This window comes from Streptomyces sp. NPDC048751, from assembly GCF_043198595.1.
Classification (GTDB): domain Bacteria; phylum Actinomycetota; class Actinomycetes; order Streptomycetales; family Streptomycetaceae; genus Streptomyces.
Genome location: NZ_JBICUX010000010.1, coordinates 26,181 through 48,814 on the forward strand (window position 1 = coordinate 26,181; position 22,634 = coordinate 48,814).

27 protein-coding genes and 1 riboswitch are annotated in these 22,634 nt (G+C 69.8%); of the genes, 2 read left to right on the forward strand and 25 right to left on the reverse strand.

Annotated features, from left to right (window positions below; translation table 11 throughout):
* Positions 1–8: 8 nt before the first annotated feature.
* Positions 9–1,085, reverse strand: coding sequence for a thiamine ABC transporter substrate binding subunit (locus ACGFNV_RS29700; protein WP_393626476.1), 1,077 nt, complete (start codon positions 1,083–1,085; stop codon positions 9–11).
* A gap of 71 nt (positions 1,086–1,156) precedes the next feature.
* Positions 1,157–1,264: riboswitch (TPP riboswitch) on the reverse strand.
* A 34-nt stretch (positions 1,265–1,298) separates the two neighbouring features.
* A complete protein-coding gene (gene rlmN, locus ACGFNV_RS29705; RefSeq protein ID WP_133930253.1) occupies positions 1,299–2,405 on the reverse strand; it encodes a 23S rRNA (adenine(2503)-C(2))-methyltransferase RlmN in 1,107 nt (368 codons plus the stop codon).
* Positions 2,406–2,582: 177 nt separating this feature from the next.
* Between rlmN and ACGFNV_RS29710 the strand changes: the two genes are divergently transcribed.
* On the forward strand, positions 2,583–2,876 hold the full coding sequence (locus ACGFNV_RS29710) for a hypothetical protein (RefSeq protein ID WP_393626479.1): 294 nt from the start codon (positions 2,583–2,585) through the stop codon (positions 2,874–2,876).
* A 6-nt stretch (positions 2,877–2,882) separates the two neighbouring features.
* On the opposite strand, the gene ACGFNV_RS29715 is transcribed toward ACGFNV_RS29710, so the two are convergent.
* The 6 genes from ACGFNV_RS29715 to rpsB all read right to left on the reverse strand — a co-directional run bounded on the left by ACGFNV_RS29715 (position 2,883) and on the right by rpsB (position 8,369).
* Positions 2,883–3,332, reverse strand: a complete 450-nt coding sequence (locus ACGFNV_RS29715) for an SRPBCC family protein (protein ID WP_393626481.1) — start codon at positions 3,330–3,332, stop codon at positions 2,883–2,885.
* A gap of 279 nt (positions 3,333–3,611) precedes the next feature.
* Positions 3,612–4,640, reverse strand: coding sequence for a phosphatidate cytidylyltransferase (locus ACGFNV_RS29720; RefSeq protein ID WP_393626483.1), 1,029 nt, complete (start codon positions 4,638–4,640; stop codon positions 3,612–3,614).
* Positions 4,641–4,780: 140 nt separating this feature from the next.
* Entirely contained in the window at positions 4,781–5,338 is a 558-nt protein-coding gene (gene frr / locus ACGFNV_RS29725; RefSeq protein WP_030168208.1) for a ribosome recycling factor, read from the reverse strand.
* A gap of 133 nt (positions 5,339–5,471) precedes the next feature.
* Complete coding sequence (gene pyrH, locus ACGFNV_RS29730) at positions 5,472–6,230, reverse strand: UMP kinase (protein WP_393626485.1); 759 nt, start codon at positions 6,228–6,230, stop codon at positions 5,472–5,474.
* Between the two features lie 200 nt (positions 6,231–6,430).
* A complete protein-coding gene (gene tsf, locus ACGFNV_RS29735) occupies positions 6,431–7,267 on the reverse strand; it encodes a translation elongation factor Ts (RefSeq protein ID WP_393626487.1) in 837 nt (278 codons plus the stop codon).
* A 184-nt stretch (positions 7,268–7,451) separates the two neighbouring features.
* Positions 7,452–8,369 carry a 30S ribosomal protein S2 gene (gene rpsB, locus ACGFNV_RS29740; protein ID WP_393626489.1) on the reverse strand — a complete coding sequence of 306 codons (918 nt, stop codon included), beginning with the start codon at positions 8,367–8,369 and terminating at the stop codon, positions 7,452–7,454.
* Between the two features lie 280 nt (positions 8,370–8,649).
* Here rpsB and ACGFNV_RS29745 point away from each other — a divergent pair, with 280 nt between their 5' ends.
* The gene (locus tag ACGFNV_RS29745) at positions 8,650–9,234 is read left to right on the forward strand and encodes a M23 family metallopeptidase (RefSeq protein WP_393626491.1); all 585 of its coding nucleotides are present in this window, start codon (positions 8,650–8,652) and stop codon (positions 9,232–9,234) included.
* A 161-nt stretch (positions 9,235–9,395) separates the two neighbouring features.
* Here ACGFNV_RS29745 and ACGFNV_RS29750 read toward each other — a convergent pair whose 3' ends face one another.
* The 17 genes from ACGFNV_RS29750 to ACGFNV_RS29830 form a co-directional block, all read right to left on the reverse strand.
* The gene (locus ACGFNV_RS29750) at positions 9,396–9,953 is read right to left on the reverse strand and encodes a TetR/AcrR family transcriptional regulator (RefSeq protein ID WP_393626891.1); all 558 of its coding nucleotides are present in this window, start codon (positions 9,951–9,953) and stop codon (positions 9,396–9,398) included.
* 132 nt (positions 9,954–10,085) lie between these two features.
* Complete coding sequence (gene whiG / locus ACGFNV_RS29755; protein ID WP_393626492.1) at positions 10,086–10,928, reverse strand: RNA polymerase sigma factor WhiG; 843 nt, start codon at positions 10,926–10,928, stop codon at positions 10,086–10,088.
* 262 nt (positions 10,929–11,190) lie between these two features.
* Positions 11,191–12,351, reverse strand: a complete 1,161-nt coding sequence (gene dprA / locus ACGFNV_RS29760) for a DNA-processing protein DprA (protein WP_393626494.1) — start codon at positions 12,349–12,351, stop codon at positions 11,191–11,193.
* Positions 12,348–13,973 carry a YifB family Mg chelatase-like AAA ATPase gene (locus ACGFNV_RS29765; RefSeq protein WP_393626496.1) on the reverse strand — a complete coding sequence of 542 codons (1,626 nt, stop codon included), beginning with the start codon at positions 13,971–13,973 and terminating at the stop codon, positions 12,348–12,350. Before ACGFNV_RS29765 ends, dprA begins: the two co-directional genes overlap by 4 nt.
* A gap of 1 nt (position 13,974) precedes the next feature.
* Positions 13,975–14,376, reverse strand: a complete 402-nt coding sequence (locus ACGFNV_RS29770; protein ID WP_393626498.1) for a YraN family protein — start codon at positions 14,374–14,376, stop codon at positions 13,975–13,977.
* Between the two features lie 88 nt (positions 14,377–14,464).
* Entirely contained in the window at positions 14,465–14,773 is a 309-nt protein-coding gene (locus ACGFNV_RS29775; protein ID WP_003993268.1) for a DUF2469 domain-containing protein, read from the reverse strand.
* Positions 14,774–14,829: 56 nt separating this feature from the next.
* Positions 14,830–15,306: an NUDIX hydrolase gene (locus ACGFNV_RS29780; protein WP_393626893.1), complete on the reverse strand. Its 477-nt coding sequence runs from the start codon at positions 15,304–15,306 to the stop codon at positions 14,830–14,832.
* A gap of 64 nt (positions 15,307–15,370) precedes the next feature.
* Positions 15,371–16,147, reverse strand: coding sequence for a signal peptidase I (gene lepB / locus ACGFNV_RS29785; protein ID WP_393626499.1), 777 nt, complete (start codon positions 16,145–16,147; stop codon positions 15,371–15,373).
* A gap of 51 nt (positions 16,148–16,198) precedes the next feature.
* Positions 16,199–17,206 carry a signal peptidase I gene (lepB, locus tag ACGFNV_RS29790; protein ID WP_393626501.1) on the reverse strand — a complete coding sequence of 336 codons (1,008 nt, stop codon included), beginning with the start codon at positions 17,204–17,206 and terminating at the stop codon, positions 16,199–16,201.
* A complete protein-coding gene (gene lepB / locus ACGFNV_RS29795; protein WP_393626503.1) occupies positions 17,094–18,188 on the reverse strand; it encodes a signal peptidase I in 1,095 nt (364 codons plus the stop codon). Before lepB (ACGFNV_RS29795) ends, lepB (ACGFNV_RS29790) begins: the two co-directional genes overlap by 113 nt.
* A complete protein-coding gene (gene lepB, locus ACGFNV_RS29800; RefSeq protein ID WP_393626505.1) occupies positions 18,181–18,897 on the reverse strand; it encodes a signal peptidase I in 717 nt (238 codons plus the stop codon). Before lepB (ACGFNV_RS29800) ends, lepB (ACGFNV_RS29795) begins: the two co-directional genes overlap by 8 nt.
* Positions 18,898–18,942: 45 nt before the next feature.
* A complete protein-coding gene (gene rplS / locus ACGFNV_RS29805; RefSeq protein WP_013000407.1) occupies positions 18,943–19,293 on the reverse strand; it encodes a 50S ribosomal protein L19 in 351 nt (116 codons plus the stop codon).
* 134 nt (positions 19,294–19,427) lie between these two features.
* Entirely contained in the window at positions 19,428–20,261 is an 834-nt protein-coding gene (gene trmD, locus ACGFNV_RS29810; RefSeq protein WP_393626506.1) for a tRNA (guanosine(37)-N1)-methyltransferase TrmD, read from the reverse strand.
* Positions 20,261–20,803, reverse strand: coding sequence for a ribosome maturation factor RimM (gene rimM, locus ACGFNV_RS29815; protein ID WP_393626508.1), 543 nt, complete (start codon positions 20,801–20,803; stop codon positions 20,261–20,263). Before rimM ends, trmD begins: the two co-directional genes overlap by 1 nt.
* 99 nt (positions 20,804–20,902) lie before the next feature.
* Positions 20,903–21,142: an RNA-binding protein gene (locus ACGFNV_RS29820; protein ID WP_003973401.1), complete on the reverse strand. Its 240-nt coding sequence runs from the start codon at positions 21,140–21,142 to the stop codon at positions 20,903–20,905.
* Between the two features lie 2 nt (positions 21,143–21,144).
* Positions 21,145–21,564 (reverse strand): 30S ribosomal protein S16, encoded by a 420-nt coding sequence (rpsP, locus tag ACGFNV_RS29825; RefSeq protein WP_393626510.1) that lies wholly within the window; start codon positions 21,562–21,564, stop codon positions 21,145–21,147.
* Between the two features lie 374 nt (positions 21,565–21,938).
* Entirely contained in the window at positions 21,939–22,535 is a 597-nt protein-coding gene (locus ACGFNV_RS29830) for a hypothetical protein (RefSeq protein WP_133930233.1), read from the reverse strand.
* Positions 22,536–22,634 lie beyond the last annotated feature (99 nt).

A 22,634-nucleotide genomic window follows, 5' to 3' on the forward strand; every position in this document is an offset into this window, starting at 1 on the left:
CTTGCCCCTCACTTGAGTACGAGCGAGGTCCACGACTTGACCCACTGGTCACGGTTGTCGGCGATCTTCGCCGGGTCCATCGTCTCGGGATCCTTGGCGGCGGGCCCGTACTTCGTGAACTCGGCGGGCACCTTCGCCCCGGCGAGCACCGGGTAGACGAACATGTTCAGCGGCATGTCCTCCTGGAACTCCTTCGAGAGAAGGAAGTCGATGAAGGCCTTGCCGCCCTTGGTGTTCTTCGCGTTGTTCAGGAGCCCCGCGAACTCGATCTGCCGGAAGCACGTGCCGGTCGCCACGCCGGTGGGCGCGGTCGTCGGCTTGGGGTCGGCGTAGATCACCTCGGCGGGCGGCGAGGAGGCGTAGGAGACGACGAGCGGCCGGTCGGCCTTGGCCTTCTTGCCGCCGGCGGACCCGGAGAACTCCTCGTTGTAGGCCTGCTCCCAGCCGTCGACGACCTTCACACCGTTGGCCTTGAGCTTCTTCCAGTAGCCCTGCCACTGGTCGTCGCCGTACTTCGCGGCGGTCGCGAGCAGGAAGCCGAGGCCGGGCGAGGAGGTCGAGGCGTTCTCGGTGACGAGGAGGTTCTTGTACGCGGGCTTGGCCAGGTCGTCGAAGGAGGCCGGCGGGGCCAGCTTGTGGTCGGCGAAGTACTTCTTGTCGTAGTTGACGCAGATGTCGCCGTAGTCGACCGGGGTGACCCGGTGCTTGTCCTTGTCGAGCTGGTACTGCTGGTCGATCTGGTCGAGCCCCTTCGCCTCGTACGACTGGAACAGCCCGTTGTCGAGCGCCCGGGACAGCAGGGTGTTGTCGACGCCGAAGAAGACGTCGCCCTGCGGGTTGTCCTTGGTCAGGATCGCCTTGTTGACGGCCTGGCCGGCGTCGCCGTCCTCGAGGACCTTGACCTTGTAGCCGGACTGCTTCTCGAAGTCGGCGAGGACACTCTTGGAGACGGCCCACGAGTTGTGGCTGACGAGGGTGACGGTCTTGGAGTCCGTCGAGCCCCCGCCGTCGGACGACGACCCGCACGCGGACAGCGTGACGAGACCGAGGCCGACGGCAGCGGCCACGAACGTCTTGGTGTGCACTGGTTTTCCTCCTGGGGTTGGCCAGGAAGAGACGCGGCCCCGCCCGGAATCCCCGGGCGGGGCGCAACAGCTTGAGTGGGTGACCGAACTTCCTACCCAGAATGACCTGGGCGAGGTTCAGAGGGTCTGCGGCCCGCTTGCCGCACTCTCAGCGCTGTGGCGCTCCCCTGTCGGAATATGAAGATGTGGTGGGACCGATGGAACCCAGCCAGGTTACCGCTCGGTGGCCGCGAGCTGGCCACAGGCCCCGTCGATCTCCTGCCCACGGGTGTCCCGGATCGTCACCGGCACGCCGTGCGCCGCGATGGCCTCCACGAACGCCTTCTCGTCCTCGGGCCGCGACGCGGTCCACTTCGAGCCCGGGGTCGGGTTCAGCGGGATGAGGTTGACGTGCACGGGCTTGCCCTTGAGCAGCCGGCCGAGCCGGTCACCGCGCCAGGCCTGGTCGTTGATGTCCCGGATCAGCGCGTACTCGATGGACAGCCGGCGCCCCGACTTCTCGACGTAGTCGAAGCCCGCGTCGAGGACCTCGCGCACCTTCCACCGCGTGTTGACGGGGACGAGGGTGTCGCGCAGCTCGTCGTCGGGGGCGTGCAGCGAGATGGCGAGGCGGCACTTGAAGCCCTCGTCGGCGAACCGGTGGATCGCCGGGACGAGCCCGACGGTCGACACGGTGATCCCGCGCTGGGACAGCCCGAGCCCGTCCGGCGCCGGGTCGGTGAGGGCCCGGATGGACTGCACGACCCGCTTGTAGTTGGCGAGGGGCTCGCCCATGCCCATGAAGACGATGTTGGAGAGCCGGGCGGGCCCACCGGGAACCTCGCCGTCCCTGAGCGCCCGCATCCCGTCCACGATCTGGTGCACGATCTCGGCGGTGGACAGATTCCGGTCCAGACCCGCCTGCCCGGTCGCGCAGAACGGGCAGTTCATCCCGCACCCCGCCTGCGAGCTGATGCACATCGTCACCCGGTCCGGGTACCGCATCAGCACGGACTCCACGAGCGTCCCGTCGAACAGCCGCCACAGCGTCTTGCGCGTGGTCCCCTGGTCCGTCGCCAGATGCCGTACGACCGTCATCAGCTCGGGAAGCAGCGCCTCCTGCAGCTTGGGCCGCGCGGCGGCCGGGATGTCGGTCCACTGCTCCGGGTCGTGCGCGTACCGCGCGAAGTAGTGCTGAGCGAGCTGCTTGGCACGAAACGGCTTCTCCCCGACCTCGACCACCGCCTCCTTGCGCTCGGCAGGCGTGAGATCAGCGAGATGCCGCGGCGGCTTCTTGGCTCCGCGGGGGGCGACGAATGTGAGTTCTCCGGGCTTAGGCATGGCTGTACCAGTGTCGCAGATCCACTGGGTGTGCCATGCGGCCGTCCGGTGTGCCCCCGCGGCCGTCGTGCCGGGCGTCGGACGGAGTAGCGCCGGTCGCACGGTCCGGGGCGCGGGCCTAGCGTCGTGGGGGAAGGACTGCGATCACTGCGATCACGCGGAAGGGACGGCCCCGGCATGCCCGTTCTGGGATATCACTACGGCCCCGACTGGACCGAGGAGCTCTACCAGGCGACTCTGGAGCGGATCTTCCCCGACCCCGACGACCTGCCCAGTGGGCTGATCGCCCACTACGCGGCTCCCGCGAAGGGAGGAGGCTGGCAGGTCGTCGACATCTGGGAGTCGGCGGAACAGCACGACCGTTTCATCCAGGAGAAGGTGATGCCGGTCGCCGAGGAGTTCAACGCGCCGCCCTTCGAGGCGAAGGTGACCGAGCTCTACAACGCGCTGGTTCCGGCGAAGGGCTCTTGAGGCGGTTCACGCGGTGGTCTGCTCCAGGTGCTGCTTGAGGAGTTGTTCGTCGTACGGGAGTTCCTTGCGGACCTGTGGGCGTACGACCAGGGGGACGAGAATCTTGCCCACCCCGTGGCTCTCGAAGTCGATCTCCATCGTCACGCGGGAGCGACGGCCGTCGTCGAGCGGGGTGATCTCGCCGTGGACGCGCGGCCGGACGGGGCCTTCCACCGCGCGCAGGCCCCAGGCGTGCGGCGGGTCGCACTCGGTGTACTCCATGAGGAACGGCATGTCGCGGCGCCCGACGTGCCGGGTGATGCGCAGGCGGGAGCCGACGTGGACCGGCCCCTCGTCGAGCTGCTCCACGGCGACGGCGCTCTCCTGCCACTCCGGCAGGTGCTCGGGGTCGATGATGTAGGCCCACACGTCGTCGGGGGTGCGGTCGATGTCGACCACTTCTCGGAAGTCGGACATCGCGTCCGCCTCCTTTCAGGGAGTCTCTTCCCTGTCATGGGCTTCTACCGGAATCGTCCCACTTCACGGCGCCGGGCTCCATCCCACCCGGAACGACCGAGCCCCCGTCCGTATCGGACGGGGGCTCACTCACGGCGCACTGACGTGCCGACCGGTCACCCGGACCCCACGAAGAGCACGAGCAGCAACCACACCACGGGAGCCGTAGGAAGCAGAGAGTCCAACCGGTCCATGCTGTACCCATGTGCCGCTACCGCGGCGTGGCTCCGTGGCCCTTCCTCACCCGGACCCCACAAAAACGACGAGCAGCAACCACACCACCGGAGCCGTGGGAAGCAGCGAGTCCAACCGGTCCATGATGCCGCCGTGGCCCGGCAGCAAGGTGCCCATGTCCTTGATGCCGAGGTCACGCTTGATCATGGACTCGCCGAGGTCGCCCAGCGTGGCGCTGGCCGCGACGGCCAGGCCCAGGACCAGGCCCTGCCACCAGGTGCCGTCGTCGATCAGGAACTGCGCGCAGAGCGCCCCGGCGACCATGGCGAAGGTGACCGCGCCGAGCAGGCCCTCACGGGTCTTGCCGGGGCTGATGCGGGGAGCGAGCTTGTGCTTGCCGAAGCGCCAGCCGACGGCGTACGCGCCGGTGTCGCTGACGACCGTGAGGAGCAGGAACGTCAGGACGCGCCAGGGGCCGTCGTCGGCCGTCAGCATCATCGCGACGAACGTGGCCAGGAACGGGACGTAGAACGCCGCGAAGACACCCGCCGTGACGTCCTTGAGGTAGCCCTCGGGCGGTTGCGTCATACGCCATACGAGGACGGCCAGCGAGGTGAGCGCCATGGCGATCCACGCGCCCTCGGCGCCCCGCGCGTACCCGGCGACGACCATGGCCGCGCCACCGACCGCGAGCGGCACCACGGGCGCCTTGATGCCCTTGCGTTCCTCGAGCCGCTTCGTCAGCTCCCACAGACCCACGACGACGGCGACCGCGATCACGCCGACGAACACGGCCTTGACGACGAACAGGGACGCCACGATGACCGCGCCGAGCCCGACCCCGACCCCTATGGCCGCGCTCAGGTCGCGGCCCGCACTCTTCTTCTGCGGTGCGGGCGCCGGCTGAGGGGCGTCGGGCATGGGCTCCGGATTCTGCGGCACCGCCCCATAGGGCTGTGCCTGCGGCGTGTCGTACGACCCGTTGGGCCGGGCCTGCGGCGTCTCGTTGCGGAACAAGGGGCCGCTCAGCCGAGCGGCCCCCCGGTCGTCATCCTGGTTTCCGCCGTATGCGGGCACGTCGGGCACGATGGGCATGGGGCGAGTGTGCTGCGCCTCAGGCGCATCGTACGCGGGACCCGCCGGGGCAGCCCCCTGGACAGGCCCCTGGTCGGACGGTCCCCAGTACCCGGTGTGTGACCCGGCTTGTGGCGGAGCGCCCCAGGAGGAGTCGTTCATCAGACCTCGAGCAGCTCCGACTCCTTGTGCTTGAGGAGCTCGTCCACCTGGGCGACGTACTTCGCCGTGGTGTCGTCGAGCTCCTTCTCCGCACGACGGCCCTCGTCCTCGCCGACCTCGCCGTCCTTGATCAGCTTGTCGATGGCGTCCTTGGCCTTGCGGCGGACCGAGCGGATGGACACCTTGGCGTCCTCGCCCTTGCCCTTGGCGACCTTGATGTACTCGCGGCGGCGTTCCTCGGTGAGCTCGGGGAACACCACACGGATGATGTTGCCGTCGTTGCTCGGGTTGACGCCCAGGTCGGAGTCGCGGATCGCCTGCTCGATGTTGCGCAGCGCGCTCTTGTCGAACGGGGTCACGACCGCCATGCGCGGCTCCGGCACGGAGAACGAAGCCAGCTGGTTGATCGGCGTCGGCGCGCCGTAGTAGTCGGCCACGATCTTGTTGAACATCGCCGGGTGCGCACGGCCGGTGCGGATCGCGGCGAAGTCCTCCTTGGCGACCACGACGGCCTTCTCCATCTTCTCCTCGGCCTCGAGGAGGGTCTCTTCGATCACCACTTGCTCCTGCGTGTCTTGAGTAGGCCCGGCTGCGGTTCCTTGGCGGTGGCGGCGGCCGGCTGCGTCGCGTCTTCTTTCTGCACGGTTCCCGACCGGCAGGACATTGTCCACCCCTGGTCGGGGTCCATGGTCAGTCCCGGCTGCCTTGGTCACCCACAAGCGTGCCGATCTTCTCACCCTTGACGGCGCGCGCGATATTGCCCTCCGCCAGAAGCTCGAAGACGAGGATGGGCAGCTTGTTGTCGCGGCACAGCGTGACGGCGGTGGCGTCGGCGACCTTGAGGTCCCGCGTGATGACCTCGCCGTAGCCGAGGGAGTCGAACTTGACGGCGTCCGGGTTGGTCTTCGGGTCGGAGTCGTAGACCCCGTCCACGCCGTTCTTGCCCATCAGCAGCGCCTCGGCGTCGATCTCCAGGGCACGCTGGGCGGCGGTGGTGTCGGTGGAGAAGTACGGCATGCCCATGCCGGCGCCGAAGATGACCACGCGCCCCTTCTCCAGGTGGCGCACCGCGCGCAGCGGGATGTACGGCTCGGCGACCTGGCCCATGGTGATGGCGGTCTGGACCCGGCTGTCGATGCCCTCCTTCTCCAGGAAGTCCTGGAGGGCCAGGCAGTTCATCACGGTGCCGAGCATGCCCATGTAGTCCGAGCGGGCGCGGTCCATGCCGCGCTGCTGGAGTTCGGCGCCGCGGAAGAAGTTGCCGCCGCCGATGACGACGGCGATCTCGGCGCCGTCCCGGACGACGGCGGCGATCTCACGAGCGATCTTGTGCACCACGTCGGGGTCCACACCCAGGCCCCCGCCACCGGCGAACGCCTCTCCGGACAGCTTCAGCAGAAACCGGCCGCGTACTTTGCCGTCGTCGCTCTTCTGGGCCTTGGTGGTCATGGGGATCCCGCCTCTTTCACCTGTTGCACATACGAAGAAGGCCATTGCCGGTGGGGTGTCGTTCGCAACCCATGCTCGGCAATGGCCTCCTCGTCAGATCTGCTGTCGTCCGTCGCGCACGCGTGCGTGGCCGCCTGCGCGAGTGACAGGGACGACTGCTGTCGACCCTATCGGGGTCGCGCTTCGATCGCCGTACGGACTCAGATGCCGACCTTGATGCGCGAGAAGCGCTTCAGGGTGACACCGGCCTCGTCCAGGACCTTCTGGACCGACTTCTTGTTGTCGAGCGCGTAGGGCTGACCGAGGAGCGTGGCGTCCTTGAAGAAGCCGTTCAGGCGACCCTCGACGATCTTGGCGATCGCGGCCTCGGGCTTGCCCTCGGCGCGGGTGGTCTCCTCGGCGATACGACGCTCGGACTCGACGACCTCGGCCGGCACCTCGTCCTTGGAGAGGTACTTCGGCGCGAAGGCGGCGATGTGCTGGGCGACGCCCTTGGCGACCTCGGCGTTCGGCTTGTCCAGCTCGACGAGCACACCGATCTGCGGGGGCAGGTCGGGCATCGTGCGGTGCATGTACGCGAGCACGAAGCCGTCGGTGAACTGCGCGAAGCGGTCCAGGACGATCTTCTCGCCGAGGTTGGCGTTGGCCTCGTCCACGAACGCCTGGACGGTCTTGCCGGGCTCGATCTCGGAGGCGAGCAGGGCCTCGAGGTCGGCCGGGGAGGTCTTGGCGACGTGCTCGGCGATGGTGTTGGCCACGGCCTGGAACTTGTCACCCTTGGCGACGAAGTCCGTCTCGCACTTCAGCTCGACGATGACACCGGAGGAGTTGTCGTCGGCGATGACCGAGACCACGGCGCCGTTCTCGGCGGAGCGGCCCTCGCGCTTGGCGACGCCCTTCTGGCCCTTGATGCGAAGCGCCTCGACGGCCTTCTCGACGCTGCCCTCGGCCTCGTCCAGCGCCTTCTTGCAGTCCATCATGCCGGCGCCCGTGAGCTCACGGAGCTTCTTGACGTCGGCGGCGGTGTAGTTCGCCATGAGTCTGTGAATCTTTCTCGAAGTCTGGAAGATCGAAGATCTACGGGGTCTGCAGCTCCCATGGAATAGCGGGGGCCGCCGACTCTCCGCTGACCTACGGGTGAACGGCGGGAGCGGTTTTCACCGCGCCGGGGGCGCTGGTGCGTGCAGTACCGCTCCCGCCGTCACCACGGACGCTGACGGGTCAGGCCTGCTCGGCCTCAGCGGCCGGGGCCTCCGTGGCGGGGGCCTCCGTGGCGGGGGCCTCAGCAGCGGGGGCCTCCTCGGCAGCGGCCTCGGCCGGCTTCTCGCCCTCGGCGGCCTCAGCGGCGGGAGCCTCGTCGGCCTTCTTCTCACCCTCGAGCAGGTCGCGCTCCCACTCGGCGAGCGGCTCGCCCGCGGCCTTCTCGCCCTTGTCGCCGGTGGCGACGCGGGAGCGGGAGATGAGACCCTCGGCGACCGCGTCGGCGATCACACGGGTGAGCAGGGTGACGGAGCGGATGGCGTCGTCGTTGCCCGGGATCTTGTAGTCGACCTCGTCGGGGTCGCAGTTGGTGTCGAGGATCGCGACGACCGGGATGTTGAGCTTCCGGGCCTCACCGACCGCGATGTGCTCCTTCTTGGTGTCCACGATCCAGACGGCGCTGGGAACCTTGGACATCTCGCGGATACCGCCGAGGGTCTTCTCCAGCTTGGCCTTCTCGCGCGAGAGCACGAGAAGCTCCTTCTTGGTCAGACCGGACGCGGCGACGTCCTCGAAGTCGATCTGCTCGAGCTCCTTGAGGCGCTGCAGACGCTTGTAGACGGTCGAGAAGTTGGTGAGCATGCCGCCCAGCCAGCGCTGGTTGACGTAGGGCATGCCGACGCGGGTGGCCTGCTCGGCGATGGCCTCCTGCGCCTGCTTCTTCGTGCCGACGAACATGACCGTGCCGCCGTGGGCGACGGTCTCCTTGACGAACTCGTAGGCGCGGTCGATGTACGACAGCGACTGGAGCAGGTCGATGATGTAGATGCCGTTGCGCTCGGTGAAGATGAAGCGCTTCATCTTCGGGTTCCAGCGACGGGTCTGGTGACCGAAGTGGACGCCGCTCTCCAGCAGCTCCCGCATCGTGACGACGGCCATGGCCGTATCTCCTTGATTTTCTCGGTTGTGCCGCGGATGCCGGACGGCTCCCGCGCCTGACGCCCACGACGCGCCGTGCCACGAAGGACCGAGGGGCGCTTGATATGTACGGGCCGTTGCCGGCCGTCTCATATCGGGGCGTGCGAAGTCGACCCGGTGACCCGGATCGCCAGAAGAAGTGTACGGGACCCGGGAGGTACCGGGTGACGCCGCTCTCCACAACCGGCGAGTTGTCCACAGATCCGGCCATGATCGGCGGGCCTGCGCAAGGCTCCTCACCATGCGAGCGAACCGACACCCGCGAGCGGCCTGGGCGTTGCTGCTGGGCCTGACCTTCGCGTTTCTGGCCCCCACGGCCTGGGCGGACGACCCGCCGCCACCACCCGCCCCCGCGCCCACACCATCGGTACCGGCCATCGGCCGCGCCTGGCCGGTGGGAACGCGCCCCGTGATCCTGCGCGGCTGGGAACCCCCGGCGACGGTGTACGCCCGCGGCCACCGGGGCGTGGACCTGGCGGCCCCACCGGGGACACCGGTACGCGCGGTGGCGGCGGGCCGGGTGTCCTTCGCCGGCCGGGTGGCGGGCAAGCCGGTCGTCTCGGTGGAACTGCCCGACACGGGCGCCCCACCCCTGCGGACGACGTACGAACCGGTACGCCCGGCCGTGACGAAGGGCGAGGAGGTCGAGGCGGGCCAGGTGATCGGCTCGGCGGAGCCGACCGGCTCCCACTGTTCGGCACCGTGCGTGCACTGGGGCCTGCTGAGGGGCGACACCTACCTGGACCCACTCACCCTGCTGCCGCCGTGGCTGCTCCACCGGGGGCCTTCACGCCTGCTGCCGGTGCTGGGGGTGCCACTGCCGTAGCTCCCCCAGCCGACTGCTGGGGTAGTTGCGGGCAGTCGTGCCGCTGGGGCGATGGGGGTCCGCCTGCTCGAGCGAAGTCGAGAGTGGGGGAGGGTGGGCGCAGCGGCACCCCCGCGAGCGCGGGCGAGCGAACCATCCCCCACCACGGGGGCAGCCGAACCTCAGCCCTGGACCCCCCGCAACGCCATGGACACCGCCGCATCGGTGATCGCCACGGGGTCCTCCGCCGCACCGAGCTCGATCCTCCGCACCGCCGCGTCCACAACGCCCTGCAGCAACATCGCCGCCAACCGAGGCTCCGCGTGCCCCATCTCCCCCAACGCCTCCACGATCATCGCCACGAGCCCCCCGTGCGCCGCCCGGATCTTCTCCCGGGCCCCCGCGTCGAGCTCACTCGCCGAGATCGCCACGACGGCCCGGTGCCGCCGGTCTCCCACCAGCGCCAGCTGCTGCCGCACATAGGCCTCGACCTTGGCCTCGGGCTCGTCCGCCGCGGCCATCGCCGCCGAGACCTCGGCCGCCCAGACGGGGAAGTCGACCTCGCACAACTCCTCGACGACGGCCGCCCGCGACCGGAAGTACTCGTAGACGGACGACCGCGCCAGCCCCGTCCGCTCGGCGAGGGCCGGGAAGGTCAACGCCTCCGTCCCACCCTCGGACAACAAAGAACGCGCCGCGTCCAGCAGGGCGGCACGCTGCATCGACCGGTGCTCGGCCACGGAGGCCGCTCTAATCCTTGGCACGTCGACCACTTTACGGACGTGCCACCCCCGACGGGAGTGACTCCCGCCGACCTGCCCCCGGACGGCCGCTTCGACGGCCTCAACGCGGCTTCAAGGGCTTTAAGGGCTTCAACGGCCGAAGCTCGCCAGTTTCGCGCGCAGTTGCAGCACGGACTTGGTGTGGATCTGACTGACCCGGCTCTCGGTCACACCCAGCACGTTGCCGATCTCGGCCAGCGTCAGCCCTTCGTAGTAGTAGAGCGTGACCACGGTCTTCTCCCGCTCGGGCAGCGTGTTGATCGCCCGCGCCAGGAAGCGCCGCAGCTCCCGGTCCTCAGCCACCTCCACGGGGTTGTCCGCGGCGGTGTCCTCCAGCGTGTCCATGACGCTCAGGCCGTCCCCGCTCTCGCCCCCGACGTGCAGCAGCTCCTCCAGGGCCACCACGTTGGCCAGGGACAACTGGCTGAACACGGCGTGCAGCTCGTCCACCGCGATGCCGAGTTCGGCGGCCACCTCACCCTCCGTGGGCGTGCGCCGCAGCCGCGCCTCCAGCGTCGCGTACGCCCGCTCCACGTTCCGCGCCTTCTGCCGCACGGACCTCGGGATCCAGTCCAGCGCGCGCAGCTCGTCGATCATGGCGCCGCGGATACGGGTGATCGCGTACGTCTCGAACTTGATCTCCCGGTCGATGTCGAACTTCTCGATCGCGTCGATGAGCCCGAAGACGCCCGAGGACACGAAGTCGGCCTGCTCCACGTTCGGCGGCAGGCCGACACTCACGCGTCCCGCCACGTATTTCACGAGCGGTGAGTAGTGCAGGATCAGCTGCTCCCGCAGCCTGTCGTCCCCCGTCGCCTTGTAGGACCGCCACAGCTCGTCGAGCGTCGAGGGAGCGGGCGGCCGCACGCTGCCACCGTCGCGGGCGGCTGGGGGGACAGCCGCCCGGTCGGACCCGGAGGTGTGCTGGGGCATTCGTCGCCTTGTGCCGTTCTGCCGTGAAGTACGTGAGGTGTCGGTCTGGTGTCGAGTTGCCGGACTGTGCCCGGATCCTCGTGAGCGTAGCGTGACTGAAGTGTTGCGGTGCGCGAAGAGCGAGGCCTTACCCGTAAGCGGCACGGTGTCGCCGGGTGCTTGGCAGGGTCGGGACGGTTGCTCTCGGTGACGGCCGATGGGCCCCAACTCCGGGGAAACCCCAAGGGCTTCGGGGTTCCCCCGGACGGCCGAACACGCTCGGTCAACGTTCGTCGCGGCCCTCGTAGGCGGAGAGCATCGCCTGGCGTGTCAACTTCCAGCCATCGCCGTGTCGTTCGACGTAACCAAGTGCTCTAAGTTCGTACAGTCTCGCGATCGCGTCGTCCTCGGCCGTCTGAGCGCCCCTCGCGATCTCTCCGACGCTCGCCGCTCGCCTCGCCGGCAGTGCGGCGAGGACACGCCGGGCTCCCGGTTCCAGCAGGTCACGGGGCAGTACGGGGCCGCGCCGGTCCGGAGCCAGCTCCCCGATGTCGCCCACCTGTTCGACGACCTCAGCGGCGTCGGTGACGAGCACCGCCTCGCCGCGCAGCAGTTCGTGCACCCCCGCGGAGAGGCCGCTGGTGGCGGGCCCCGGCACGCCCATGGTGTGCCGGCCGAGGCGCTGCGCCGCCCGCGCCGTCACAAGTGAGCCGCTGCGGTACGCCGCCTCGACCACCACCGTGCCGCGGGTGAGCGCGGCGATCACCCGGTTCCGCAGGACGAACCGGCTCGGCGTCGGATGATCACCGGGTGCCAGCTCGCCGATCACGAGCCCCTGTTCCGCGATCCTGGTGATCAGCTCGGTGTGCCCGCGCGGGTAGGGCCGGTCGACTCCGCAGGCGAGGACGGCGACGGTCGCTCCGCCCGCACCGAGGGCGCCCCGGTGGGCGGCGCCGTCGACCCCGTAGGCCCCGCCGGAGACCACCACCCAGCCGCGCTCGGCAAGGCCCGCGGCGAGGGTTGCGGCCATGTGGGCGCCGTACTCGGTGCAGGCGCGGGCACCGACGAGGGCGACCGACCGCAGCGCCCACATCCGCAGGCTGGGCCGCCCGCGCACCCACAGCCCCAGGGGCCGGGCGTCCCCGAGATCGTCGAGCACTCCTGGCCACTCGACCCCACCAGGAGACACGAACCGCACTCCGGCCTCCCGCGCGACGATCAGATCCCGCTCGGGCTCCGCCGTCCCGGCCCGCGCGACCAGCCCCGCCCACCGGGTGTCACTCGCCCCGGGCAGGGCGACCCCGCCACCGCGCAACCGCCGCGCCACCCCCACCGCCCCGATCTCCCGCACCCACCGCCCGGCGACCTCGTCGCCGGGCTCGATGACACGGGTGAGGAAGACACGGGCGAGCATCTCGGCGTCCGGATCGTCGCCTCCCTTCATGTCAGCGCCCCGATGGCCATCGGCACACCGCGCGGCACGCCGGTGCGCAGTTGCAGCGCCAGGGCGACGTCCGTGGCGTCGGGCCGGTCGTGACCGACGAGGTCGGCGACGGTCCAGGCGACACGCAGGACGCGATCGAGGCCACGCGCGGTCAGCACACCGCGTTCCAGGCTCCGCTCGGCCTCGTCCATCGCCCCGGGGGCGGCGTGCCAGCGGCTGCGCAGTTCCCGGCCCGGGACTTCGCTGTTGGTCCGCCACGGTGTGCCCGCGAGCCGCACGGCGGCCCGTTCCCGGGCGGCCCGCACCCGGGCGGCCACCGTCTCCGTGGACTCGCCCGAGGCTCCGCGTTGCGTGAGCTCGGCCCTGCCGACCGGGTCGACCTCGACGCGCAGGTCGACCCGGTCGAGCAGCGGTCCGGAGAGCCTCGCCTGGTAACGGCGGACCGCCGACGGCGGGCACTCGCAGAGGTTGTCCCTGAGCGAGAACCGCCCGCAGGGGCATGGATTGGCCGCCAGCACCATCAGGAACCTCGCCGGGAACCGCACCACCCCCGCACTCCGCGCGATCACCACATGGCCCGCTTCCAGGGGCTGCCGCAGGGCGTCGAGCGCGTGGCTGCTGAACTCCGGCGTCTCGTCGAGGAAGAGCACTCCGCGGTGAGCGAGCGACACCGCCCCGGGCCGGGCGACGCCCGGGCCGCCGCCGACGAGCGACTGCATCGTGGCCGAGTGGTGCGGCGCGCAGTACGGCGGGAGGTCGATCATCGGCTTCCCTGGCGGCAGCAGCCCCGCCACCGAGTGCACCGCCGTGACCTCCAGCGACTCCTCCCGGGCGAGGCGGGGCAGGACAGCCGGCAACCGCTCCGCGAGCATCGTCTTGCCGGCCCCTGGCGGGCCCTCGAGGAACAGGTGGTGACCACCGGCCGCGGACACCTCGACCGCGGTGCGCGCCGAGATCTGGCCGACGACGTCGGCGAGGTCGTGCCCCTGGTCGTGCTGGGCCGCGCCGGCGCTGTGCATGCCGGTGGCCGCGCCCGTGCCGGGCATACGCAGGCCCGCGAGGAGGGGATCGGGGCGCCCCGGGTCCTCAGGTTCCTCCTCGGGCACGGGCTCGTCCGTCAGTACGGCGATCAACTGGCGCAGGCTGCGGATGCCGAGCACGGAGATCCCCGGCACCAGGGAGGCCTCGGCGACGGCGCACTCCGGAACGACCACCTGCTCGTACCCGGCGTCCGCCGCGGCGAGCACCGCCGGGAGGATGCCCCGGACGGGTCGCACCCGCCCGTCCAGGCCCAGCTCTCCGATCATCACGATGTCGCAGAGCACCCGGGGGTCGATGCGCTCGGCGGCGCCCAGCACGGCGCAGGCGACCGCCAGGTCGAAGCCGCTGCCCGCTTTCGGCACCGATGCCGGGCTGAGGCCCACCGTGAGCTTCTTCTGCGGCCACTCGCCTCCCGAATTGACCACCGCAGCCCGGACCCGGTCCCGGCTCTCCGTCAGGCTCTTGTCCGGCAGCCCCACCAGCGTGAACGCCGCCACGCCCGGCTCCAGGTCGGCCTGGACCTCGACGACGACGCCCTCGACGCCTACGAGGGCCACGGCGCACGTACGCGCGAACCCCATCTCAGGCCACCCCCCGCACGTGCTCGACCACGGGCGCGCCCCGCTGGGGCAGGAGGACCCCGACGACGTCGATGCGGACGCCTCCGGGTGGGGCTCCGCCGTGTTCCTGGGTCCAGCGTTGCGCGAGGCCCCGCAGGCGGTCCGCCTTGACGGGCGTGATCGCGGCCATGGGGTGCTGGAAGGGCCCCGCCCTGCGGGTCTTCACCTCGCAGACGACCAGGACGTCACCGTCCCGCGCCACGATGTCGATCTCCCCGGTCCTGCCGCAGCGCCAGTTGCGCTCCAGGACCGTCATTCCGGCCTCGGCCAGCCGCCGCGCGGCCAGCGTCTCGCCGTACCTGCCGAGTGCACTGCGTGCCCGATGTGCGTTCATGTCGGCACCACCTCCGGCGCCAACGGTCACGCATCCGCCTCCACGCAGTGGATCTTGGTGGAGAACTCAGCGGTTGTGGACAACTCCGTCACCCACTCGGGTTCCGTGGACCCGCCCCTCAGCCGCTCGGGAGCTCCAGGTCGCTCTTGTTGAGCTCCTCGATGTTCACGTCCTTGAACGTGAGGACACGCACCTGCTTGACGAACCGCGCGGGCCGATACATGTCCCACACCCAGGCGTCCGCCATGGACACTTCGAAGAACACCTCACCCTGGACCGAGTGCACCTGCATCTCGTAGTCGTTGGTCAGGTAGAAACGCCGCTCGGTCTCGATCACGTATTTGAACAGACCGACGACATCGCGGTACTCCCGGTAGAGCTTCAGCTCCATCTCGGTCTCGTACTTCTCGAGGTCCTCGGCGCTCATGGCATGTTCCCCTTCAGCCGTGCGATCCCACCATTGTGCGCCAGTCCCGTGAGCCTCTAGACGATTTCCGTGTCAAGGATCTCGGGCCTGGCCGGGGGACCGTCGTCGAGCAGCCTGCGCAGCAGCTCGGCGAGTCTGGTCGGATACACCGTCTCATGTGCCCGGCTCAGTTCCTGACACGTCCACCAGCGCGCTCCGGCGACACTGCGCCGTTCCAGCTCGGTGAGGGCCGCGGCCCGGGTGGCCGTCTGGGTCGTACGGGCCAGGTAGTACCACTCGTCCTGGTCCCAGCGTCGGCCCGCGAACGGGAAGGAGCACACCCGGCGCCACAGCACCGGGCCGAGTTCGACCTCGGTGATGCCGGTCTCCTCGGCGAGTTCCCTGAGCGCGGCCTCCTCACGACTCTCGTCGCCCTCCAGGCCGCCTCCGGGGGTGAACCACCAGTCGTCGGCCGGATCGTCGGGCTCGTGGCCGTGCAGCAGGAGGATGCGGTCCTGGGGGTCGAGCAGGACCACCCTGGCGACCTTGCGCAGGCCGCCCTCGTACGGATCCGTGTCCGTGTCCGTCGAGTCCGTGCCCGGCTCCGCGTCCGTCTTCTCAGCGGACACCGGCAGGCTCCGTGCGCGTACCGCCCCGGCCGCCGCCCAGCCGCTTGGCGATGGGACCGTAGGCCCCGCCGCCCAGGACCAGCACCGCACCCGCGACGATCATGAGGCCGATCGTGCCGAGCGGTCCGGGCGAGGAGATGGCGCCGAGCGCCTCGAAGCCGGTGGGACGCTTCAGCATGCCGTTCATGGGCCACACGACGGCGTCCACGCGGGCCCGCACGGCCTTCACGGCCACCGTGCCACTGGCCGCGTCCGTGAGGTGTGCGGAGGAGTCCAGGGAACTGTGCCGCTCGTCGCCGAGGAGGAAGAGTCGCCCCTTGGGAACCTCCACCGTCGGGATCTTCTTCTCCTCGGCCGGGCTGCCCGGAGCGAGATACGGCTCGTCGATCTGCTTGCCGTTGACGGTCAACTTGCCGTCGGTGCAGCAGGCGACCGTGTCCCCGCCGACGGCGACGACACGCTTGACCACGGGAGCGTTGGCCCATTCGGTGTCCTGGAAGACGACGACGTCACCGCGGCGCACCTCGTCGCTGTCGATTCGCTCCGCCAGCACGCGGTTGCCCACACCGATCGTCGGCGTCATGGAGCCGGTCGGAACGGTGTACGGCCGGTAGACCAGCGCTCCCCAGCCGAAACCGCCCAGGAACAGCAGCAGGCCCAGTGCGACGGCCAGCCCGGACAGTCTCTGTCCGGTCCGGCTGCCCACGGGGCCCTTGCCCGCGCCACCGCTGCGCGGGACCGTACGTGTCGCGCTCTCGCCACTCATGGACCCGCACCCTACCCGGGGGTACGGGCCCGGGTCAGCCCATGGTCGAGATCATGACCGGCCCTTGAGCCGGCGCTGCTGCGCGGGCTCGGCCGGGGTCAGCCGCCTGCGCCGCCACAGCGCCACCGGCACCACGCCGGCGAGGGCGAGACCCTGCGGGGCGACCGTGAGGCCGGCGGCCGCCGACGACTGGTCGTTCAGGCCGTCCTGGTCGAAGGTGTCCGGGACGGGCAGTGTGCCCCAGCGGTTGATCGGCCAGGCCTTGACGATGGCGCGTCCGACGACCTCGTCGACGGGGACCATGCCGTGGTTCTTGTCCGACTGGTTGTAGCGCGAGTCGCGCGAGTTCTGGCGGTGGTCGCCCATGACCCAGATGTAGCCCTTGGGCACCTTGACCTTGAACTGTCCGCCCTGGTCGTCCATGGTGCACGGGGTGTTGCCCGGGTAGACGTACGGCTCGTTCAGCGCCTTGCCATTGACCCGCAGCGGGCCGGTGCTCTTGCACTCGACGGTGTCGCCGCCGACGCCGATGACCCGCTTGATGAGGTCCTTCTCCTCCGCGGACGGCATCAGGCCGATCCAGCTGAGGAACGTCTGCAGGGCGTTCGGGTCGGGGGTCGGCTCACCCGCCAGCCACTGGGCGGGGTCGTGGAAGACGACGACCTCGCCCCGCTCCGGCTCGGAGCCGAACCACGGGGTCAGCTTGTCGACGAGGACGCGGTCACCCTGCTGGAGAGTGTTCTGCATCGAGTCCGAGGGGATCGAGAACGCCTGCACCAGGAACGTCTTGATCAGCAGCGCCAGCACGAGCGCGATACCGATCAGGATGGGCAGCTCCTTCCAGAAGGAGCGGGGTTTCTTCTGCTTGGGCCCAGGGGCTCCGGGCCCCTCGCCGCCACCCTGGGTCACCATGTCCACCGGCCTGCCGTCCTCAGTCGCTCCGGAGTCACTCCCGGAGGTCACGGCGCTGTCCGCGGCCGGGACGGCAGCTTCCACGGGACGCCCGCGGTGCTCCTCGCCGTCGTGTCCGGACCGTGCGCCAACCGCCACATCCCCCACGCCAACTCCTAACTCTGTGCCGCCGCCTGCCCCCTACGCGGCGCAGGCCCACCACTCCCATAACGAGCGGGAGTTCCGCAGGGCTCGGGAGCTGGATCGTTCCGTTCGAATCGTCCGGGGCAACCCTATGCGACAGCCGGGGGGCAGCGGTCGACCCGGCCACCGAGTCGGACACGGAAGCGTAGGTGCCGGGCTCGTCGAGGGTGGTCATGTGGTTGAAGGGCCACGCGATCACCATGGCCCGCCCCACGACCTCCTCCTCGGAGACCGTGCCCCCGTAGTCGGTGTCCTGGTGGAAGCGGGAGTCCGCGGAGTTGGCCCGGTGGTCGCCCATCACCCACAGCCGTCCCTGGGGGACGGTGATGTCGAACGGCGTGTCGGACGGCGCGTTCCCGGGATACAGGTAGTCCTCGCTCAGCGGGACGCCGTTGACGGTGACCCGCCCCTGCACGTCACAGCACTTCACCCGGTCCCCGCCGACCCCCACGACCCGCTTGATGAGGTCCTTCTCGTCGTCGGAGGGCAGCAGGCCGATGAAGGTGAGCGCCTCCTTGGCCTGCTTGATGACGACCGGGTCGTTCCTCTTCGTGGTCGTCTGCTCGTCCTTCAGCCAGCCGCCGGGGTCCTTGAACACGACGACGTCCCCGCGCTGCGGCTTGGAGCCGAACCACGGGGTGAACTTGTCGACCAGGACGCGGTCGCCGATCTGGATCGTCTGCTCCATGGAGCCCGACGGGATCACGAACGCCTGCACGAGGAAGGTCTTCAGCACCAGCGCTATGAGCACCGCGACGCCGACGAGGAGGGGTATCTCCTTGACCGCCGAGCGCCTGCGGCGGCGCTTGACCTTGCGCTGGAGCTTGCGCCGCTCGGCACGGCTGCGGCCGGCGGACGGGCCGGGGCCGGCCCGGCGGGAGCCGGTGGGCAGCAGGCTGTCGGCGGGACTGCTCCCCGCGCCGCGTGGTTTGCCGCGGTTACCCATGGGCGCCCTCCGCGGCGGGCACGCGCGCGTAGGCGTCGGGCCGTTGCAGGTGGGTGAGATGGGCGAAGGGCCAGGCGATCCAGTCGGCGCGCCCGATCACCTCACCGACGGGGATCATGCCGCCGCCCGGTGACCCGAGGTGGTCGCGGGAGTCGCTGGAGTCGCTGCGGTGGTCGCCGAGGACGAAGAGGGTGCCGTCCGGCACGACGACGTCGAAGGGCACCGAGGACGGACTGTCGCCGGGGTACAGAAACCCCGACTCGTCGACCGACCGGCCGTTCACCCGGATCCTCCCCTCCTTGTCGCAGCAGACCACGTGGTCTCCCGCCACACCCACAACGCGCTTGACGTAGTCGGCGTCCCCGAAATACCCAGTGCCGTCGAACACAATCACGTCGCCCCGCCGCGGCTCGGCCCCGAAACGGTACGCCAACTTATTTACGAGAACGCGGTCCCCGATCCTCAATCCCTGTTCCATGGATCCGCTCGGAATCTGGAACGGTTGCACCACGAACCTGTTGAGGATCAGCAAAAACAGCAGGCAGACGAGCAGGGTCAGACTGATCCAGCCGCCCGGAAGCCAGTCGGTGATCCGCGACACCAACGAGAAACGCGACCGTCCCTCCTGCCCCCCTGTGTCCGAGATCGCCTCGGATTCGGAGGGGCGGGAGGAGCGGTCGCGCTCCGTCGGCTGTGCTTCGGTGTCCATCGAGGCCAGATGCTATCCGGCCTCGCTGTGAACCCCGGGAAGCGCTCAGTTGTCGCGCTTCTCCTTGATCTTCGCGGCCTTGCCGCGCAGCTCGCGCAGGTAGTACAGCTTGGCGCGACGCACGTCACCGCGGGTGACGAGCTCGATCTTCTCGACGATCGGGGTGTGCACCGGGAAGGTGCGCTCGACGCCGACGGAGAACGAGACCTTGCGGACCGTGAAGGTCTCACGGACACCGGCGCCCTGGCGACGGATCACAACGCCCTTGAACTGCTGCACACGGGAGCGGTTGCCCTCGATGACGCGGACGTGGACGTTGACGGTGTCACCCGGGCGGAAGGCCGGGATGTCGCTGCGCAGCGACGCGGAGTCGACGGAGTCGAGCAGGTGAGACATTTCGTCTGCTTTCTTCGCTGATGCCACAGGTCATCAACGGGAACTAGAGGTTCTGGATGAGAGCCGTGCGCGTCGGGGCGGGCGTCGTGTCCCCCTGTGGCAGGGGCGCACACCGGACGGCGCACAACAGCGACCTATTGTTCCATGCCCTCTGTCCTGCGCCAAAATCGCCCGTGGGGCTCACCCTCCGGGTCGGGTGCCCAGCCCAGGATGGAGAGCATCTCGCGGTCCTTCTTGTCGAAGGCCTTGGGGTCGCAACGCTCGATGAGGTCCGGGCGGTTGGCCGTCGTACGCCGTAGTGCCTCGTCGCGGCGCCAGCGGGCGATCTTCCCGTGGTGGCCGCTGAGCAGCACCTCCGGGATCGCGCGGCCGCGCCACTCGGGCGGCTTGGTGTAGACGGGCCCCTCCAGGAGGTTGGCCATGGCGCCGGGCGCGAAGGAGTCGTCCCGGTGGGACTCGGCGTTGCCCAGGACGCCGGGAAGCAGCCGCGCCACGGCCTCGGTGACGACGAGTACGGCCGCCTCGCCGCCGGCGAGGACGTAGTCGCCGATGGACACCTCGTATACGGGCATCCGGGTCGCGTACTCGTCGATGACCCGGCGGTCGATGCCCTCGTAGCGCGCCGGTGTGAAGATCAGCCAGGGGCGCTCGGAGAGTTCGACGGCGAGTTCCTGTGTGAAGGGGCGGCCGCTGGGGGTCGGCACGATCAGGGCCGGCGCGCGGGAGCCGGTTTCGTAGCCGTCGGCGAGGACGGAGTCCAGGGCGTCGCCCCAGGGGTCGGTCTTCATGACCATGCCGGGGCCGCCGCCGTAGGGCGTGTCGTCGACCGTGTTGTGGCGGTCGTACGTCCAGGAGCGCAGGTCGTGCACATGGACGTTGAGTTGTCCACGCGCGCGTGCCTTGCCGACGAGGGAGACGTTCAGGGGTTCCAGATATTCGGGGAAGATCGTGACGACGTCGAGGCGCATCAGGACTCTTCCCGTGACGAGGCGGTCTCGGCTCGGTCGTCGATGAGCCCGGGCGGCGGGGTGATGACGGCCCGCTGTTCCTCCAGGTCGATCTCGGTGACGATCTCCTCGACGAACGGGATCATGACCTCGGTGCCGTCCGGCCGCTCGACGATGAACAGGTCCTGCGAGGGCAGGTGCGAGATCTCGGTGATCCGGCCGACCTCCACGCCGTCCGCGGTCACCACGTCGAGGTCCATGAGCTGGTGGTCGTAGTACTCGTCCTCGTCCTCGGGCAGCTCGTTCGGGTCGACCTCGGCGATCAGGACGATGTTGCGCAGCGCCTCGGCGGCGGTGCGGTCGCGCACGCCCTCGAAGCGCAGCAGGAGGCGGCCGCTGTGGACGCGGCCCGTCTCGATGGTCAGCGGGCCGGCCGAGGCCGGGTCGGTGGCCAGGACGGCGCCCGGCGCGAGCCTCAGCTCCGGCTCGTCGGTGCGTACCTCCACGGTGACCTCGCCCTTGATGCCGTGGGCGCGGCCGACGCGAGCGACTACCAGCTGCACTTGTGTACGTCTCCTGTCGTACGACTACGGGCCGGGGACGGCCCAGTGGCCCTCCCCGGCCCGAGCCGGTCCGGCGAATCCCGCCGGTTGCGATAAGCGTCAGCGGACGTGGTCCACGTCGACGAGGTCGACGCGGACACCGCGGCCGCCGATGGCGCCCACGACGGTGCGCAGGGCGCGTGCGGTGCGGCCGTTGCGGCCGATCACCTTGCCGAGGTCGTCCGGGTGGACCCGGACCTCGAGCACACGCCCGCGACGCAGGTTGCGTGAGGCGACCTGCACATCGTCAGGGTTGTCGACGATGCCCTTCACGAGGTGCTCGAGAGCCTCCTCGAGCATGCTCAGGCCTCGGTCGACTCGGACTCAGCCGCAGCCTCGTCCTTCTTCTCAGCCTTCTTCTTCTGGGTGATCGCCTCACCCTTGCCCTCGTCGTCGCCGCCGAGGGACTCGAACGACACGCGCGTGGACTTCGGCTCGGCGACGAGCAGCGGCGCCGGGGCGGGCTCGCCCTTGAACTTCTGCCAGTCGCCGGTCTTCTTCAGGATGGCGAGCACGGGCTCGGTCGGCTGGGCGCCGACACCGAGCCAGTACGCGACGCGCTCGGCGTCCACCTCGATGACCGAGGGGTGGTACGTCGGGTGGTACTTGCCGATCTCCTCGATCGCACGGCCGTCACGACGGGTACGGGAGTCGGCGACGACGATGCGGTAGTGAGGCGAACGGATCTTGCCCAGACGCTTCAGCTTGATCTTGACTGCCACGGGAGTGGGTTCTCCTGGATTTGACGTGGTTGGGCACGGCGAGATGGCCGCGTGGGGTTGCGGTACCCGAGTGCCCGATGGACGCGTCAGCCGGAGGAGAGAGGGGTCCTGTGCGGCTGTCGAGTACAGCTAGCCATTGTGCCACACCCTGCGGGTCGCCTTGAGCCGCGGGTGTGCGCGGGCACGCCTGAGGGGCACCCGGCGCGAAGGGTGCCCTCACGGTCGGTCGCGCAACCCGGCGCCCTACGGGGTGCCGCTGCGCCCACCCGTGCCGCCCAAGCGGCACGACTGCCCGCAGCTCAGCAGGACAGCACCACCCCGCACCGCACACCGAACCGGCAGCCACGAGATGCCGGTGTCGCGTCGGGCGGCCCTTATGCCGCGCCCATGACCTCCGGGATGCGGAACGGCTTTCCGCAACCGCCGCAGACGATCGGGGCCTGGGCCAGGACCGACGGGACGACGCGGACGTTGCGGCCGCAGTCGCACACCGCCTTGACGCGGACCCCGCCGCCGGAGGAGCCGTGCCGGGCGGCGGGACCACGGAAGGCGCGGGTGGTCTCGGCGGTGGTGGCCGCCGTGTGCGCCTTCAGGGCGCGCTGCAGGCGCTCGATGGTCGGCCGGTAGCGGCGCTTCGCCTCGGGGTTGAGCGTGACCAGCGAGAATCCGCTGCTGGGATGCGGCTCCTCGGGGTGGTCCAGACCCAGCTCCTCGGCGATCGCGAGGAATCTGCGGTTGTGGTAGCGGCCGGCGCGGGAGGTGTCGCGAACCCCGCGGGCGGCCGCGATGCCGTGGACTGCCTCGTGAAGCAGTCGCTCGAAGGAGAGCTCGTGACCGCACGCGGACGACGACTCCCCGATCAGGGACTCTGGCGCGGCGAGATCCGGCAGCTCGGGGTGGTACCGCTGAATATCGGCCCACGCCTGTGCCAGCTCTGCGGCGAGAACAGGTGGTGTCTGTGTCGTGCTCACGTAATGACAACGAGCCAGGGTGCCCGTGTGTTCCGATTCCGGGCCATCCCAAATAATTTGCACGTACCCGTCAGTTGCGAATGATGCGCCCTGACGAGG